The sequence below is a fragment of the Methylotuvimicrobium buryatense 5G genome (assembly GCF_000341735.1).
GTDB classification, from domain to species: domain Bacteria; phylum Pseudomonadota; class Gammaproteobacteria; order Methylococcales; family Methylomonadaceae; genus Methylotuvimicrobium; species Methylotuvimicrobium buryatense.
This window is the reverse complement of sequence record NZ_KB455575.1, coordinates 2,935,587-2,951,557: the sequence shown is the minus strand read 5'-3', so window position 1 is coordinate 2,951,557 and position 15,971 is coordinate 2,935,587. Positions and strand designations below refer to the sequence as shown.

General features: G+C 48.5%; 10 protein-coding genes and 1 tRNA gene. All 11 read left to right on the top strand.

The annotated features are described in order from the left end of the window. The first annotated feature begins 296 nt into the window (after positions 1-296). The 11 genes from rep to METBU_RS0113195 all read left to right on the top strand — a co-directional run bounded on the left by rep (position 297) and on the right by METBU_RS0113195 (position 15,953). Positions 297-2,300 carry a DNA helicase Rep gene (gene rep, locus METBU_RS0113240; protein ID WP_017841086.1) on the top strand — a complete coding sequence of 668 codons (2,004 nt, stop codon included), beginning with the start codon at positions 297-299 and terminating at the stop codon, positions 2,298-2,300. Between the two features lie 38 nt (positions 2,301-2,338). After that, positions 2,339-2,415: transfer RNA gene (locus tag METBU_RS0113235), tRNA-Arg, on the top strand. Positions 2,416-2,696: 281 nt separating this feature from the next. Beyond that, positions 2,697-4,211 carry a sigma-54 interaction domain-containing protein gene (locus tag METBU_RS0113230; RefSeq protein WP_017841085.1) on the top strand — a complete coding sequence of 505 codons (1,515 nt, stop codon included), beginning with the start codon at positions 2,697-2,699 and terminating at the stop codon, positions 4,209-4,211. 46 nt (positions 4,212-4,257) lie between these two features. Continuing rightward, positions 4,258-7,647, top strand: coding sequence for a DEAD/DEAH box helicase family protein (locus METBU_RS0113225; RefSeq protein WP_040575674.1), 3,390 nt, complete (start codon positions 4,258-4,260; stop codon positions 7,645-7,647). Between the two features lie 165 nt (positions 7,648-7,812). Continuing rightward, the gene (locus METBU_RS0113220; RefSeq protein WP_017841083.1) at positions 7,813-9,387 is read left to right on the top strand and encodes a type I restriction-modification system subunit M; all 1,575 of its coding nucleotides are present in this window, start codon (positions 7,813-7,815) and stop codon (positions 9,385-9,387) included. Then, entirely contained in the window at positions 9,384-10,580 is a 1,197-nt protein-coding gene (locus METBU_RS28435) for a restriction endonuclease subunit S (protein ID WP_017841082.1), read from the top strand. The genes METBU_RS0113220 and METBU_RS28435 overlap by 4 nt, the downstream gene beginning before the upstream one ends. Then, entirely contained in the window at positions 10,580-12,046 is a 1,467-nt protein-coding gene (locus METBU_RS0113210) for an ATP-binding protein (RefSeq protein ID WP_017841081.1), read from the top strand. The genes METBU_RS28435 and METBU_RS0113210 overlap by 1 nt, the downstream gene beginning before the upstream one ends. Before the next feature lie 198 nt (positions 12,047-12,244). Continuing rightward, on the top strand, positions 12,245-12,433 hold the full coding sequence (locus tag METBU_RS0113205; RefSeq protein WP_017841080.1) for a UPF0175 family protein: 189 nt from the start codon (positions 12,245-12,247) through the stop codon (positions 12,431-12,433). Between the two features lie 217 nt (positions 12,434-12,650). Further along, a complete protein-coding gene (locus tag METBU_RS28430) occupies positions 12,651-13,325 on the top strand; it encodes a PDDEXK nuclease domain-containing protein (protein WP_017841078.1) in 675 nt (224 codons plus the stop codon). Continuing rightward, positions 13,322-13,585: a PDDEXK nuclease domain-containing protein gene (locus METBU_RS29025; RefSeq protein ID WP_201764899.1), complete on the top strand. Its 264-nt coding sequence runs from the start codon at positions 13,322-13,324 to the stop codon at positions 13,583-13,585. Before METBU_RS28430 ends, METBU_RS29025 begins: the two co-directional genes overlap by 4 nt. 148 nt (positions 13,586-13,733) lie before the next feature. Continuing rightward, positions 13,734-15,953 (top strand): Piwi domain-containing protein, encoded by a 2,220-nt coding sequence (locus METBU_RS0113195; RefSeq protein WP_017841076.1) that lies wholly within the window; start codon positions 13,734-13,736, stop codon positions 15,951-15,953. Positions 15,954-15,971: the final 18 nt, after the last annotated feature.

Here is a 15,971-nt window from a genome sequence, read left to right as displayed (position 1 = left end):
TTCACGGTCTCTCCTGCTAGGGAATGCATGCAGAGCTTAAAATACGCATATGGCTTCCCACGGATGATAGCTCGTCGTTATACACAAGTGCCATCATACCTGCCGGGACGCGGTTATTTAGTACCAAGGACGGCAAGCCAAATACATCCATGTAGCCAAGATTCCGGCAATCCCTGCCGGCAGACGTGACTAACATAATGATGTGTATAACGATGAACGGATGGCCGTAAGAACCAGTCTATTCCTATTCCAAACAGTAATCCTCGAAAGCTTTTCATCTCATTGCGTTAAACAACATGGCCGAACTCAATCCCCAACAACTCGCCGCGGTGCGCACCGTCGATGTGCCTTTGCTCGTGCTGGCCGGCGCCGGCAGCGGCAAGACGCGCGTGATCACCGAAAAGATCGCTTATCTGGTTAAGCAAGGCACGCCGGCTCGGCATATCGCTGCCGTAACGTTCACGAACAAGGCCTCGCGCGAGATGAAATCGCGCGTTTCGAAACTGCTGAACGACAAAGACATTCGCGGCTTGACCGTGTCGACTTTTCATTCACTCGGATTGGATATTCTCCGCAAGGAACACAAGACGCTCGGTTACAAGGCCGCGTTGACGCTGTTCGACGAGCAGGACAAGCAAACGTTGCTTAAAAACCTGATCATGCACAACGGGAAGGAATGCGATATCGATAAGGCCGATCATTACGCTTGGCAGATCGGCCAATGGAAAAACGCATTCGTGACGCCGGAACAGGCCTTATCTAATGCGACGCAAGAGCAAGCTCCAGCTGCGCATCTATATACCGATTACACGCGCAGCTTAAAAGCCTACAATGCGGTCGATTTCGACGACCTGATCCTGATGCCGGTGCTGTTGTTCCAACAGCATGCCGAGGCTCTCGAAAAATGGCAGAACAAGATTCGCTACCTACTGGTCGACGAATATCAGGATACCAATATCACGCAATATCAATTGGTGAAACTGTTGGCCGGCAACCTCGGGCGTTTCACCGTGGTCGGCGACGACGATCAGTCGATTTACGCCTGGCGCGGCGCGCAACCGGAAAATCTGGCGCAATTGCAAAAAGACTTCTCGCGCCTAAAAGTGATCAAGCTTGAGCAAAATTACCGCTCGGCCGGACGGATTTTGAAAGTCGCGAACCAATTGATCGCAAACAATCCGCATACCTTCGAAAAGCGCTTGTGGAGCGATTTGGGCTTCGGCGATCCGCTTCGCGTGTTGAGTCATAAGGACGAAACCATCGAAGCGAAGCAGGTCGTTTCGGAAATCATTCATCACAAATTCAAAACCGGCAGTAGCTACAAGGATTACGCGATTCTGTACCGCGGCAATCACCAATCGAGGCTGTTCGAACGCGCGCTACGCGAAAACAATGTGCCGTATTTCATCAGCGGCAGCACGTCGTTTTTCGCATACGCCGAAATCAAAGACATGCTCAGTTATCTGCGCTTGTTCGTGAATCCGGACGATGATGCCGCGTTTTTACGCATTATCAACACGCCGCGCCGCGAAATCGGTCCGACCACGCTGGAAAACCTCGGCGCCTATGCGAACGAGCGGCATGTCAGTTTGTTTAAGGCCAGCACCGAAATGGGTCTAATGCAGCGGCTGTCCGACAAGGCGCGACAGCGGTTACAAAAATTTACCGACTGGGTGAACGATACCGCCGATCGCATGGAGCGAGGCGATACTTTCGCAGTGATCGAACAGATGATAAGCCAAATCGGTTACGAAGCCTGGCTGCGTGAAAATGCGAAAACGCCGCAATCGGCCGAACGCAAAATGCAAAATGTTTACGAACTGATCGACTGGTTGAAGCGCATCGCCGACAAAGACCAAGGCAGCGAGAAATCATTGTCTGAAATCGTCTCGAAAATCATGCTGATGGACATACTCGAGCGCAATCAGGAAGAAGAGGCCGGCGACCAGGTCAGCCTGATGACGCTGCATGCGGCCAAGGGTCTCGAATTTCCACATGTTTTCTTAATCGGCATGGAAGAAAACCTGTTGCCGCATCAAAACAGCATCGAAACCGATAATATCGAGGAAGAGCGCCGCCTTGCGTATGTCGGCATCACGCGCGCGCAGCGTTCGCTGACCTTCAGTTATTGCACGCACAGAAAGCGCTATGGCGAAATTTCCGAATGTGAACCGAGCCGGTTTTTGGGCGAATTGCCGTCCGACGATTTGGAGTGGGCCAACAAAAAACAGCTTGATCCGGCCGTGATCAAAGAACGTGGCAAGGCCAGTCTTGCGCATTTGAAAACAATGCTATCGTAATTATCGCCGCGATCGGTTAGAATACGCATCCCAAACAAGCGCCCGTAGCTCAGCTGGATAGAGCGCGGCCCTCCGGAGGCCGAGGTCAGAGGTTCGAATCCTCTCGGGCGCGCCATTTTGACATCTACCCCAAAACGGCCATTTTTGCTCCGTGCTCTGTATGCGCCCTATCTGTGCCATGCCCTTTAAAATCGATTGAGGTCAGTTAAAGATTTCGACCTTTACCCTCGATTACGCATTTCGTCCATATCAAAATAAATCAGCACGGTTTTGAAGTTAGTTTTTTGAATTGATAATGAGCCATTAATTTTATTCCCATAAAAAACGTTATGGGTCCGTTGTCCTGACCCGATTCCCGCTATACTCTTGCTTTATTGAATTAAACCTCATCAATAAATGAGCAAGAAAATACTCGTATCCTGGTTGGGCATTACAGACTTGAAAGCGGCCAAGTTGCAGGATTCAAAACCGACGGAATCTATCGGCCACGGTCCGGTCCTCGGCGCATTGAAAACCTTGCGTTTTGACGAATTACATTTGCTGTTCGATCAAGAGTTGGTAACCGCGGAAGCCTATTCGCAATGGCTTAATACTAAGCATTCAATAAAAACGGTACTCGTTAAAACAAAACTACGCAGCCCAATCGATTTCGGCGATATCTACCATGGGCTGAACAAGCATTTACAAAGCTTAACCCACAACAGTTCCTCTCCCGATATTAGCTTGCACCTTTCTCCCGGCACTCCCTCGATGGCCGCCGTCTCGATCCTGTTGGGCAAAACCAAATACAACACCCGCTTCGTTCAATCGACCAAGGACAAAGGCGGTGAATTTGTCAGCATTCCGTTCGATATCTCCGCCGAGTATATTCCGCAATTAGTCAAACAAGCCGATAAAAAACTCACGCAACTCTCCGTTTCAGACGCACCTGCATCGGCTGCTTTTTCCGATATCATTACCCAAAACCCGGAAATGTTGCGGCTCATTCGCAAAGCCGAAAAAATCGCGCTTCGTGATGTGCCGGCATTGATACTGGGCGAATCAGGCACCGGCAAGGAACTGTTTGCCAAAGCCATCCACACGGCCAGTCTTCGTGCAGGAAAGCCTTTTATTACGGTCAATTGCGGAGCGATCCCCAAGGATTTGATTGATTCGGAATTATTTGGGCATGTGAAAGGCGCTTTTACCGGTGCGATCACCAACAAAACCGGCTATTTCGAAGCCGCCGATGGCGGTACGCTGTTTCTGGATGAATTTGGCGAATTACCGGCTGACGCCCAAGTTCGATTGCTGCGGGTTCTGCAATCCGGAGAAATCAGCAAAGTCGGGGACAGCAAAACCCGCCATGTAGATATTAGGATAATCGCCGCCGCCAATCGCAACTTGTCGACTGAAATTGCCAATGGCCGTTTTCGCGAAGACTTATTTTATCGGGTCACTGTCGGCTTGATTACTTTACCGCCGTTACGGGAAAGAAGCGGAGACATTTCCCTGCTGGCCGATCACCTAATGGACAAAATCAATCAGGAAGCTTCGAATCAACCCGGCTATATCAATAAAAAAATTTCTGTAAAAGCAAGAAATATTGTCTTATCGCACGGTTGGCCGGGTAATATACGGGAACTTTATGGCACACTACTTCGAGCTTCCATCTGGGCGGAAGGTGAACAAATCGATGAAATAGATATTAGAGAAGCCATGTTGATAAGGCCTTCTACCAATAACTCCGGCGAATTGCCGGAACTGGGAACCGGCATTGATATACAAGAAATTTTGGACGATATACGAAGAAAATATGTGTCACAAGCCTTGAATCAGGCGGCTGGCAATAAGAAAAAAGCAGCGGAGCTTTTAAATTTGCCGAATTATCAGACGCTGTCCAACTGGATGGAAAAATTAACGATAGAATAAATGGCACGCTCATCGCTATGAAGAAAGCATGGAAAGAATCGACAATATGCAATCACAAAATTTTGAGTTTCTAAAGACCAGCTGGCCGGAATTGTCCGCATTGGCAGGGTTTGCGGAACATTACGCCCTTGATGACCCGCAAAGCGCCTTGACCAAGCTGCGTAATTTCGCCGAGCGTACTGTCGACGCCGTTTATCGCCAACTGGGTTTACCCAAGCCGCCGATGGCGAAATTCATGGAAATGCTCAGTAATGATGCCTTCGAATCGGTGACACCTCAAGTCGTGCTCGATAAATTGCATGCTCTACGCATTCACGGCAACAAAGCCGCGCATGGCGATAAAATTAGCGCAGAAAACGCGCAATGGCTGCTAAAAGAAGCGTTCGATATCGGCCGCTGGCTGTTTGCCACCTACGCCAATGGCGACCTCGCGAGCGTCAAAGACTTCGAAACTCCCAAAATTACTCACTCCGCTAAAGCCGAATACAAAAGAGAACGCAAGGCCCTGCTAGAGCAATACGCCAAGCAAGAAGCCCGCATGCAGGCGATGCTGGCCGAGCTGGAAGCGGAACGGGAAAAAGCCGCGCAGTTGAAACGAACGACCGAGGAACTGAGCAAATTGCAGCAACAAGCGGCCAGCAAAGGACAGCAAGTCGCCAACGATTTGCATTTCGACGAAGCCGCCACCCGCAAACAGTTGATCGACCTGCAACTGGCGCAAGTCGGTTGGGGCCTGAGCAATGGCGAACAAGTCGCATTGGAAGAAAAAGTGCTTTATCAACCCACGGCGAGTGGCGAGGGCTTTGCCGATTATGTTTTGAAGGATGATAACGGCAAACCCCTCGCCGTCATCGAAGCCAAGAAAACCGCTGTCGATGCCGAAAAAGGCCGGCATCAAGCCAAACATTATGCCGATGGCCTAGAGAAAATGCACGGTCAACGCCCCGTGATTTTTTACACCAACGGTCATGATATCTGGATCTGGGACGATCACCCGGCGCAACATTATCCGCCGCGCCGATTATACGGCTTTTATGCCAAATCCAGTCTGCAATACCTGATCCGGCAACGTAGCGAGCGCAAAGCGTTAAACACCGTGTCCTCCAAAACCGATATTTTAGGCGAACGGCTGTATCAGCATGAAGCCTTAAAACGCATTTGCGAACGCTTTGAAACCAAACAACGCAAAGCCCTGGCGGTACAAGCCACCGGCACCGGTAAAACTCGCTTGTCGATTGCCCTTACCGATTCTTGCATGAAAGCCGGCTGGGTCAAGCGGGTGCTGTTTCTGTGCGACCGCCGTGAATTGCGCAAGCAAGCCAAGAACGCCTTCAGCGAATTTCTGTCTGCGCCGATCAGCGTGTTAACGACGAAAAGCGCCCAAGACACTCATAACCGCATCTTTGTCGCGACCTATCCGGCGATGATGAAAGTCTACGAACAACTCGATACCGGTTTTTTCGACCTGATCATTGCCGATGAATCCCATCGCAGCATATACAACATTTACGGCGACCTATTTCGTTACTTCGATGCCTTGCAAGTCGGTCTGACAGCAACGCCGGTGGAAATGGTCAGCCGCTCCACTTGCCAATTATTCGGCTGCGACTTCAAACAACCGACCAGCAACTACACGCTGGAAACGGCCGTCGAAGAAGGCTATCTGGTACCGTATCAAGTGGTCAAACACACCACCAAATTCCTGCGTGACGGCATCAAGGGCCATGCCTTGAGTGCCGAAGAACTTGCCGAACTGGAAGACAAAGGCATTGACCCCAACACCTTGGATTTCGACGCCGAACAAATTGACCGCGCGATTTATAACAAAGACACCAATCGCAAGATTTTGCAAAACCTGATGGAAAACGGCATCCGTCAGGCCGACGGGCAAACCTTGGGTAAAACCCTCGTCTTCGCCCGCAATCACAAACACGCCAAACTGCTCGAACAACTGTTCGACGAACTTTATCCGCAATACGGCGGCAAATTCTGCCAGGTCATCGACAACTACGACCCGCGTGCCGAAGAGCTGATCGACGACTTCAAAGGCGAAGGCAGCAACGAGCAGCTCACCATCGCGATTTCAGTGGACATGCTCGACACCGGCATCGACGTGCCGGAAATCGTTAATCTGGTGTTTGCCCGCCCGGTCAAATCGCCGGTCAAGTTCTGGCAAATGGTCGGACGGGGAACCCGCCTGTGTAAAAACCTGTTCGGTCCCGGCAAACACAAAACGCATTTTCTGATTTTCGATCATTGGGGCGTCGTTGAATATCACGGCATGAAGCAACGCGAGGTAACAGTCAGCCAATCCAAATCGTTGATGCAGCAATTGTTTGAAAATCGTCTGGAGTTGGCGAAAACCGCCCTGCATCACGCCGAAGCGGATTTTTTCGAAACGATGGCGGGGTGGCTGCACAAAACCATCAACAGCCTGGACGACAGAACCATCGCGGTCTGCGACAAATGGAAAACCAAACAGCAAATGAGCGACTTGGAAACCTTGCGCCAATTCGGCGCCAACACCGTTACCCTGTTGGAAAGTGAAATCGCGCCGCTGATGCAATGGCTGGATGTGCGCGGCCACAGCGATGCCTATCAGTGGGATTTGTTGGTCAGTCAGATTCAGCAACAAAAACTGAAACAAGCCGCAGCTTTCGATGATCTGGCTGGACGCGCCATCAATCAGCTCTGGCAACTGCAAATGAATTTGAATCAGGTCAAAGCCAAATCCGAATGGATCAAACAATGCCGAGAGACGGAATGGTGGCAAAAGGCTTCGCTCGATGAGTTGGAGCAGATGCGGCAGGAATTGCGCGGTATCATGCAATACCGCAACAAAGGCGATATCCCCAAAACTGAAGCGCCAATCATCGACATCACCGACAGCGAAGAAGTGCGGGAAAAACAAAGCTCCTATCTGAATTCAGTAGATATGGTTGCCTATCGGGTCAAAGTCGAGCAAGCCTTGCAGGAATTGTTCGAACGGAACCCTATCTTGCAGAAAATCCGTAACGGCGAGGCGGTCAGTGAGCGGGAACTGGAAAACCTCAATGCGCTGGTACATACCCAGCACCCGGATATCGACTTGAACACGTTGAAAAAATTCTACGGTACTGCCGCACCAATGGACCAAATCCTGCGCACCATCGTCGGCATGGACGGCAATACGGTCAATCAACGCTTTGCCGCTTTCATTCAACAATACCCAAGCTTGAGCGCTCGGCAAGTACAGTTTTTAAGTCTATTGAAACGGCAAATCGCCCAAAGCGGCGCGATCGAAATCGATAATCTATACGAAATGCCGTTTGCCGCTATCGGCGAACCGGACAGCGTATTCAGCAACGCAGAGCAAATAGACGACTTGCTGGCGATCGTTGAAAGCTTCGGTAAACAGCCGCAACAACAATCAACCAGGCAAGCAAACGAAACTTAACGCAACGATAGCTTCGCGTTTTTTCTCGTTCCAATGCTCCTGCGTTGGAATGCATACAGTGATGCTCTGCGTCACGGAACGCGCAGCATTTATAAATAGATTCCCACGGAAACCGTTGGAACTAGAAACACGTACAACCATTAGATAAACTTTAAAAACAATTAAATGATCACCGGCGAACTGAAAAACAAAATCGACAAACTCTGGCTGGAATTCTGGCAAGGCGGCATCGCCAATCCGTTGACCGTCATCGAGCAAATTACGTTCCTGATGTTTGCCAAACTGTTGGACATCAACGAAAGCCGAGACGAAAAACGTGCCGACCGTACCAGCCGCGGTTTTACCAGGCGCTTTAAAGACAACGAACAGCACCTGCGCTGGAGCCAGTTCAGCCATATCGAAGACGCCGAACGGCTGATTAAAGTGGTGCGTGATGAAGTCTTCTTACATTTCCGCACCCATACCGGCGACAGTCGTTTCGGCGATTACATGAAGGACGCTCGTCTGGCCATCGACAAACCCAGCTTGTTGGTCAAAGCCATCGAAATGATCGACGCGCTGCCGCTGGAAGCCGGCGATACCAAAGGCGACTTGTACGAATATCTGCTCAGCAAACTAACTACCGCCGGCATCAACGGCCAGTTCCGCACGCCGCGCCATATCATCAAACTGATGGTGCGTCTGCTCGATCCGCAACCGGACGAAATCATCGCCGACCCGGCCTGCGGCACTGCCGGCTTCTTGGTCGCGGTCATGGAACATCTGCTGGAAACCTACAGCAGCGAGCAGGGCGTCTTGGTGGAAAGCATCACCGACGACAAAGGCAAAGCCGTCGTCCAAAAAACCTATACCGGCGATTTGCTGGACCAAACCCAATGGCGTCATATCAAAACGCAAATGTTCCACGGCTTCGACTTCGACAGCACCATGCTGCGCATCGCCGCGATGAACCTTTACATGCACGGCGTCGAAGACCCGGACATTCATTATCAGGATTCTCTGGCGCAAAGCTTTGCCGACAAGTTTCCGGCGTTGGAACAAAACGCCTTCAACGTTATCCTGGCCAATCCGCCGTTCAAAGGCAGCCTGGACGAAGACACCATCAATCCGCCGATTCTGCGCCTGGTCAAAACCAAAAAGACCGAGCTGCTGTTCATCGCCCAAATCCTTAGAATGCTGAAAATCGGCGGCCGTAGCGCCACCGTCGTGCCGCAAGGCGTGTTGTTCGGCTCGTCCAAGGCGCACCAAACCGTGCGTCAACTGCTGATCGAAAACAACCAGCTCGAAGCGGTGATCAATCTGCCCAGCGGCGTATTCAAACCCTATGCCGGCGTTGCCACCGCGATTCTAATCTTCGTCAAAGGCGGCGCGACCGATCACGTCTGGTTTTACGACGTGCAGGACGACGGCTTCTCTCTCGACGACAAGCGCGACCCGCTGTATCAGGACGAACAGGGCAATCCATTGGGTTTCGCCGGTGACTTGCCCAAAGTGTTGGAAGCTTATCAAAAGCGGGACAAAGCCATCGCCGACACCGCTGCCAACGACAAAACCCAAGCCTGTTTCTGGATCAGTAAAGCCGAGATTGTCGCCAATAAATATGACTTGTCAGTGAACCGTTACAAGGAAACCGTGCATCAGGAAGAAGAATACGAAGATCCCAAGGAAATACTCCAGCAGTGGATGAGTTTGGTGGATGAGATTCAGGATGAATTGAAGGAATTAGAGGGGATGTTGTGAGTTTACAGATTCGAAAACTTCAATCTCTGATTTCACAAAATGGCCTTTTCGCCGATGGCGATTGGGTAGAAAGTAAAGACCAAGATCCCAATGGCGAAGTTCGACTTATCCAGCTCGCAGACATAGGTACAGGAGAATTCGTAGACAAATCAAACCGATTTATGACTATGGATAAAGCGAAGTTGTTACGCTGCACTTTTCTTGAGCCGGGCGATATTTTAATTGCTCGGATGCCCGACCCAATTGGCAGAGCTTGCATCTTTCCTGGATCAAATAAGCCCTGTGTAACAGTTGTTGATGTATGTATTATGCGTCCGTTATCTAGCGATGTTGATTCAAGATGGCTTATGCATACAATCAATTCAAAGAAATTCAATAACCACATTCTTAATTTTGTAACTGGGACAACTAGGCAGCGAATATCCAGAGGTAATTTGGCAAAATTAGAAATTCCACTCCCCCCACTACCCGAGCAAAAACGCATCGCCGCGATACTCGACAAAGCCGACAGCCTGCGCCGTAAAAACCAGCAAGCCATCCAACTCGCCGACAAATTTCTCCGCGCGGTGTTTTTGGACATGTTCGGCGATCCGGTGACTAATCCGAAGGGGTGGGATGTCAAAGAATTAGATTATTGCTTAATTTTTTTAACTAGTGGAGCGCGCGGTTGGGCTAAACATTACAGCGGCTCCGGAGATAAATTCATCCGGATACAAAATGTTTCAAAGAACAAGCTGTTATTAAATGATTTAGCCTACGTAAATGCTCCAGATGGAGCTGAAGCTAATAGAACTAAAACTCAAATTGGTGATGTTTTACTTTCTATAACTGCTGATTTAGGAAGAGCAGCTGTTGTTATTGAGGAAATTGCAGGTAGTTATATAAATCAACATTTAGCTTTATTAAGGGTTAAGCAAAATAAATTGAATCCAAGATATCTTGCTGCATATCTTTCTTCTGAGGCAGGTGTTACACAGTTTAAAGCAAAAAATAAGTCTGCGGTAAAGGCTGGATTGAATTTTACTGACATTAGAACATTGAATATTTTGTTGCCGCCGATTGAACTACAAAATAAATATGAAGAACTATATAAAAAAGTAACTTTTTCAATTAACTATAAACAAGAATCATTGCAATTTTCGGAATCTCTTTTTAAATCACTCAGCCAAAAAGCCTTCAGCGGTGAACTGTAATGTCTATTCAGTTATCTACCGAGCAACTTGCCAATCTGCTGCGCGAATTGTGCAAACTCCCCAAAGAAACCGAGTGGATCGAGTTCAAGTTAAATAACGACGATCCGCAAATGATCGGCGAATACATTTCTGCATTAGCTAATTCAGCTGCGTTGTTGGGCAAGCAATCTGCTTATGTGGTTTGGGGTGTAGCTGATGCTGATCATGCCTTGCATGGCACGGACTTTAAGCCTTCAACAGCCCGCCATAAACAGCAGGAATTGGAAAGCTGGTTGCTGCAAAAAATCACACCGAAGATTCATTTTCAATTTCTGGAATTTAGCGTCGAAGAGCTAGCATTTGTGATTCTGGAAATAGCAGCCGCTAACCATACACCCGTGCAATTTGATGGGGTGGAATATATCCGGGTGGGTTCTTACACTAAAAAGCTTAAAGATCATTCAGCTAAGGAACGTGAGCTATGGCGCATGTTCGATCGGGTGCCTTTTGAGCGTCAAATAGCTGCAGATAATCAAAGCAGCGAGCAGATTTTAAATCTTCTTGATTACCCAGCATATTTCGATTTAGTTAAGTTACCGCTGCCCGATAACCGTGCCGGTATTTTAAGTGGCTTGGAAGCAGATGGATTAATCGTCAAAAGTGACAGTGGCCAATGGCATATTGCTAATTTGGGCGCGGTCTTGTTTGCCCGCAAATTAGAGTATTTTTCGCATTTAAGCCGTAAGGCCGTCAGAGTAGTTTTGTACCGGGGCAATAGCCGTGTGGAAACCATCCGTGAAATTCCCGGCACCAAAGGCTATGCCACCGGATTTGAAGGATTGATCGGTTTTATCAACAATTTGCTCCCCGAAAACGAAGTGATAGGTCAGGCGCTACGCAAGTCTGTGCCGATGTTTCCAGAACTTGCGATTCGTGAGTTGGTGGCCAATGCTCTTATTCATCAGGATTTTGCCTTAACTGGCACTGGCCCGATGATCGAGATATTTAATGATCGAATGGAAATCACCAACCCTGGCATTCCATTGGTAGACACGCAACGTTTTCTGGATAGCCCACCACGCAGCCGCAATGAAGCATTGGCTTCATTTCTGCGTCGAATTGGTATTTGCGAAGAGCGCGGTAGCGGCATAGACAAGGTAGTATCCCTAACGGAGTTTTACCAATTGCCGGCCCCTGCGTTCGAAGTGACGACAGAACACACCAGGGCAATATTATTCGGGCATAAGGATTTCAAGGATATGGATAAGGAAGACCGCATTCGTGCATGCTATCTGCATTGCTGCCTTAAATATGTAAATCGTGAGTCAATGAATAACACATCGTTTAGGGATCGTTTAGGCGTTGATGTAAAAAACAGTGCAATGGTCAGTCGGATTATCAAGCAGGCTACCGATGCCGGGGTCATCAGGCCTTACGATGCTGATGCAGGAACTAAAGCGATGCGTTATGTACCCTTTTGGGCTTAAACATTTGCTTGACTGTTGCTTGACTGGGTTAAAGGGAATTTGCAAGCGGTTACCAGTAACTACATGACGAATATAGAAAAAAAGAGTGTGACATGCTTGACTGTTGCTTGATTGAATTCGGTCTAGCCAGATGGATTAGCCGCGTAGTTCGGGTTAGCGTAACCCGAACTACAAAAACAAACCACTAAAGGAAAGGCTATGCAAAACCTACAAATACAACTTCCTGACACTATCAATATAGATGCCCAGGAAATCCAAATGCTACTTGCCAGCAAGCTGTATGAAAAAGGTGTGTTATCAGTAGACCAGGCGGCGCAAATGGCGGGGTTCTCCATACGTGCCTTCATGGAGCTATTAGGGCGTTATCAGGTATCAGTACGCCGATGACATCCTGCAGGATTTCGAATGCCTGAGATGATTTCAAACACAAGTGGCCTGATTATTCTGGACGCGGATTCAATAATCAACAATAACCAGCATGAATAAAACCGAGCTCCCCGATATCTACCCTCAATGGTTGGCGTCGCTGAAACAACAGATTGCCTCCGCCCAGCAGCGCGCCGCCTTGGCCGTTAATCAAGAGCTGATTTAGTTGTACTGGCAAATGGGCTCAGACATTTTACAGTGCCAGGCCGAACAAGGTTGGGGGAGTAAAGTGATTGAGCGGCTGGCCAAAGACTTGTCGCAAGCCTTTCCTGATTTAAAAGGATTTTCAGCGCGAAATATCAAATATATGCGCGCTTTCGCGGAAGCCTGGCCCATAACATCCGGATCACCTTCAATTGTGCAACAGCCTGTTGCACAAATTCCCTGGGGCCATAATCTGGTGCTGTTAAGCAAGCTGAAAACATCGGAGCAGCGGCTATGGTATGCCCGCAAAACGATAGAGCATGGCTGGTCGCGCAATGTGCTGGTGCATCAGATTGAAAGCGGACTAATGCAGCGAGAGGGTCGGGCGATCAGTAATTTCGACCAAAACTTACCCAATCCGCAATCTGAACTGGCTCAAGCCACGTTGAAAGATCCCTATATTTTCGATTTTTTAAGCCTAGGCTCGGAAGCTCATGAACGCGACATAGAGCAAGCGCTGACCCGGCATATTACCCAATTTTTGCTGGAATTGGGCGCCGGCTTTGCCTTTGTCGGCAGACAGGTGGAATTGAATGTGGGCGGCGACGATTTTTATCTGGACTTATTGTTTTACCATCTAAAATTACGCTGCTATGTCGTCGTGGAACTCAAAACCGGCGATTTTAAACCGGAACACGCAGGGCACTGAGCTTTTATTTAAGCGCGGTAGATGCGCAGGTAAAAAGCGAACAGGATGCTCCAAGCATCGGTTTGCTGTTATGTAAAACACGAAACAAGCTGGTCGCGGAATACGCCTTGCGAGATAACAATAAGCCGATCGGCGTCGCCGAATACCAGTTAGCCCAAGTATTGCCGGCGGACCTGGAAAATCAGTTGCCCAGTATCGGCGAAATCCAGTGCCACGGATGGCAAGCATTGAATACATCCATGCAGTCTGGATGTCGGTAATCCATGCCGATATAAGGGCTTAACTTAATGGCATTGATTGCTTGCGTAGATAGTGCATTTTTACACCGATATTTTTATAACCGTTTGGAGTTATAAGAAATATTTTGTTGACAAGTTTTCTTAAATTTCAGGACACAAGGACCGATTAATGGAGAATTTAGCGTTAAGCGCCCTACAGTTGGATTCAAAACTCGATCGTTATATAGTTTGCCGTTACCGGATTGTTTATCAAAAGCGCGATGAAACCATACCTGGAGAACAGTTAGCCCGGAAGGCGGCTTATGAAATACAGAAAGCCAATGATTTTGCGTTGCTGACTAATCTGGGTAATCAGCACATCGTTTCCTTAAAACCAATTTCACAACGCGGCATCGAATCCACTCATTTGCAGGCTAATTTGATAGAAGACGGCGACTTGGAACTCGATTGCAGCATCGAGCAACATCAACAAGCATTGCAAAGGCTAGTCAACCAGGATATCAACAAAGCAGCCTGGAAACTAAAGAAATCCAGCCAAGGCAAATTAGATTATAAAAAAGCCGCCAGCGGCAATACGGAAATTTTTGAACCGATCCATTCCACACGGATTAATGCACGCGCCACCTATCTGGACGCCTTTTGTTCGCTGCAACTTAGCCCGGAAGTTTTAGCCAATGGCACCGTTTTAATTGGTTTGCATCTTAAACACAATCTGGTAGCCAAGTCTGATATTTCGTTGCAATGGATCATCGACAAAAGGCCTGACTGGCTGCAATCGATTAAAAAAGTGCGTCACCGGTACTTCGATCCGGGTAAAGCGCCGTTGGTTGCCGAATTCTTGAGAGTAGAAGATTCGCTCAATGGCAATAGCGTGTTACCTCATATGGGCCAATCATTGGTCAGTTACCATCAGGCAAAAGGATTATTATCAGAGCGCCAATTGGCTGAAGCGACTAAATCGGTACTGATTAAAGTCAAATACGGTAAGAACGAAGCCGACCATATTGCAAGCCTAGTCGAGCCTATGTTCGATTTTGATACCCTAAGCAAAATCGACTCTATCTTTTTGAATAAATTGGCTAAGGACTTGAAATGGTCGCTGAATGACCGTATCAGAACTAGTGCAAAAATGGTGAAAGGACTTTATTTGCCCAATTTCAACTGTAAGCTGGAGCAAGTGGATTACCAAATTCTGCATAGACAGCGTTTGAATCATCAACAGATGCTGCAGTTCGCCAATGGCGCAAAATCTAGTCGGGAACAAGATGTCTTGAGACACAAGGCATTTGGCAATATGACCCGAACTCAAGTAATACCGTTAATTGCCGGCGAAAAAAACAATACTGAACAGAATAAACAATTGCTCTGCAATGCCTATCAAGCTTTGCAACAATTAACCACTACGGAACTCCCCCCCTTTACGAAATTTCCCAATCCTGTTGAAAACGCCGCTGAACTGGATGCCCGGCTGAACGAAAGATGTCCCCCAAATGCCATCTTGTTGATCGGCTTAATCGACAAATCCGACAAGGTGGCAATACGCGATACTGCGTTCAGTTATGGCTTGGCAACTCAGTTCATGCGGCTCGATCATAGGCCGAATGTATATAGTCCTTCATATTTCAATAATGTCGCCGCAGGATTATTCAGCAAAGGCGGCGGCCAGTTATGCGCAATCGATGACATGCCGGGAGAAACCGATTTGTTTATCGGACTTGACATGGGCGGTATCAGTGTCCGCGCACCCGGTTTTGCGTTTTTGTTTCTGAGATCGGGCGCTCAGTTGGGCTGGCAATTGGCCGATAAACAGCAAGGCGAAAGGATGCAGGACGAAGCATTAATGAGTTTACTGGATAAAAGCCTGACGACTTATCTGCGTTCATGCTCAGGTGAACTGCCTAAACGCATCACTTTGCACAGGGACGGCAAATTCTACGAGTCTATCGAAGTCATCGAACAATTTGAGCAAAAGCATGGAGTAAAAGTCGATGTATTGGAGGTTTTAAAATCCGGTGCGCCCGTGCTTTATCGGCGAAGCCGGATGGCCGATGGCACAAAAGAATTCAGCAACCCCAATGTGGGCGATGCAATTTACCTATCGGATCATGAAATGATTTTATCGACATATAGCGGTGAAGAGTTAGGCAAGATCTGGGGTGACAAAGTCAGCGTTAGACCACTACGGTTACGCAAACGCTACGGAGACGTGTCCTTAGAGACTCTCGCCCATCAAGTCTTGGTCTTAAGCCGCATTCATGGCGCATCACTCTACCGCCACCCTCGCTTGCCGGTTACGACGCATCATGCCGACCGCTTTGCAACGCTACGACAAGAAACTTGTATCGACGCCCTTTCAAAAATGGACAGGTTGTGTCCGGTATATCTGTAATCCCATCCCCAACAGGAA

Bases quoted from the DNA above. Each gene is read 5' to 3' on its own strand.
- METBU_RS0113225 (WP_040575674.1), top strand. From the start codon at position 4,258: ATGCAATCACAAAATTTTGAGTTTCTAAAGACCAGCTGGCCGGAATTG.
- rep (WP_017841086.1), top strand. From the start codon at position 297: ATGGCCGAACTCAATCCCCAACAACTCGCCGCGGTGCGCACCGTCGAT.
- METBU_RS0113210 (WP_017841081.1), top strand. From the start codon at position 10,580: ATGTCTATTCAGTTATCTACCGAGCAACTTGCCAATCTGCTGCGCGAA.
- METBU_RS0113220 (WP_017841083.1), top strand. From the start codon at position 7,813: ATGATCACCGGCGAACTGAAAAACAAAATCGACAAACTCTGGCTGGAA.
- METBU_RS0113230 (WP_017841085.1), top strand. From the start codon at position 2,697: ATGAGCAAGAAAATACTCGTATCCTGGTTGGGCATTACAGACTTGAAA.
- METBU_RS28430 (WP_017841078.1), top strand. From the start codon at position 12,651: ATGGGCTCAGACATTTTACAGTGCCAGGCCGAACAAGGTTGGGGGAGT.
- METBU_RS0113195 (WP_017841076.1), top strand. From the start codon at position 13,734: ATGGAGAATTTAGCGTTAAGCGCCCTACAGTTGGATTCAAAACTCGAT.
- METBU_RS0113205 (WP_017841080.1), top strand. From the start codon at position 12,245: ATGCAAAACCTACAAATACAACTTCCTGACACTATCAATATAGATGCC.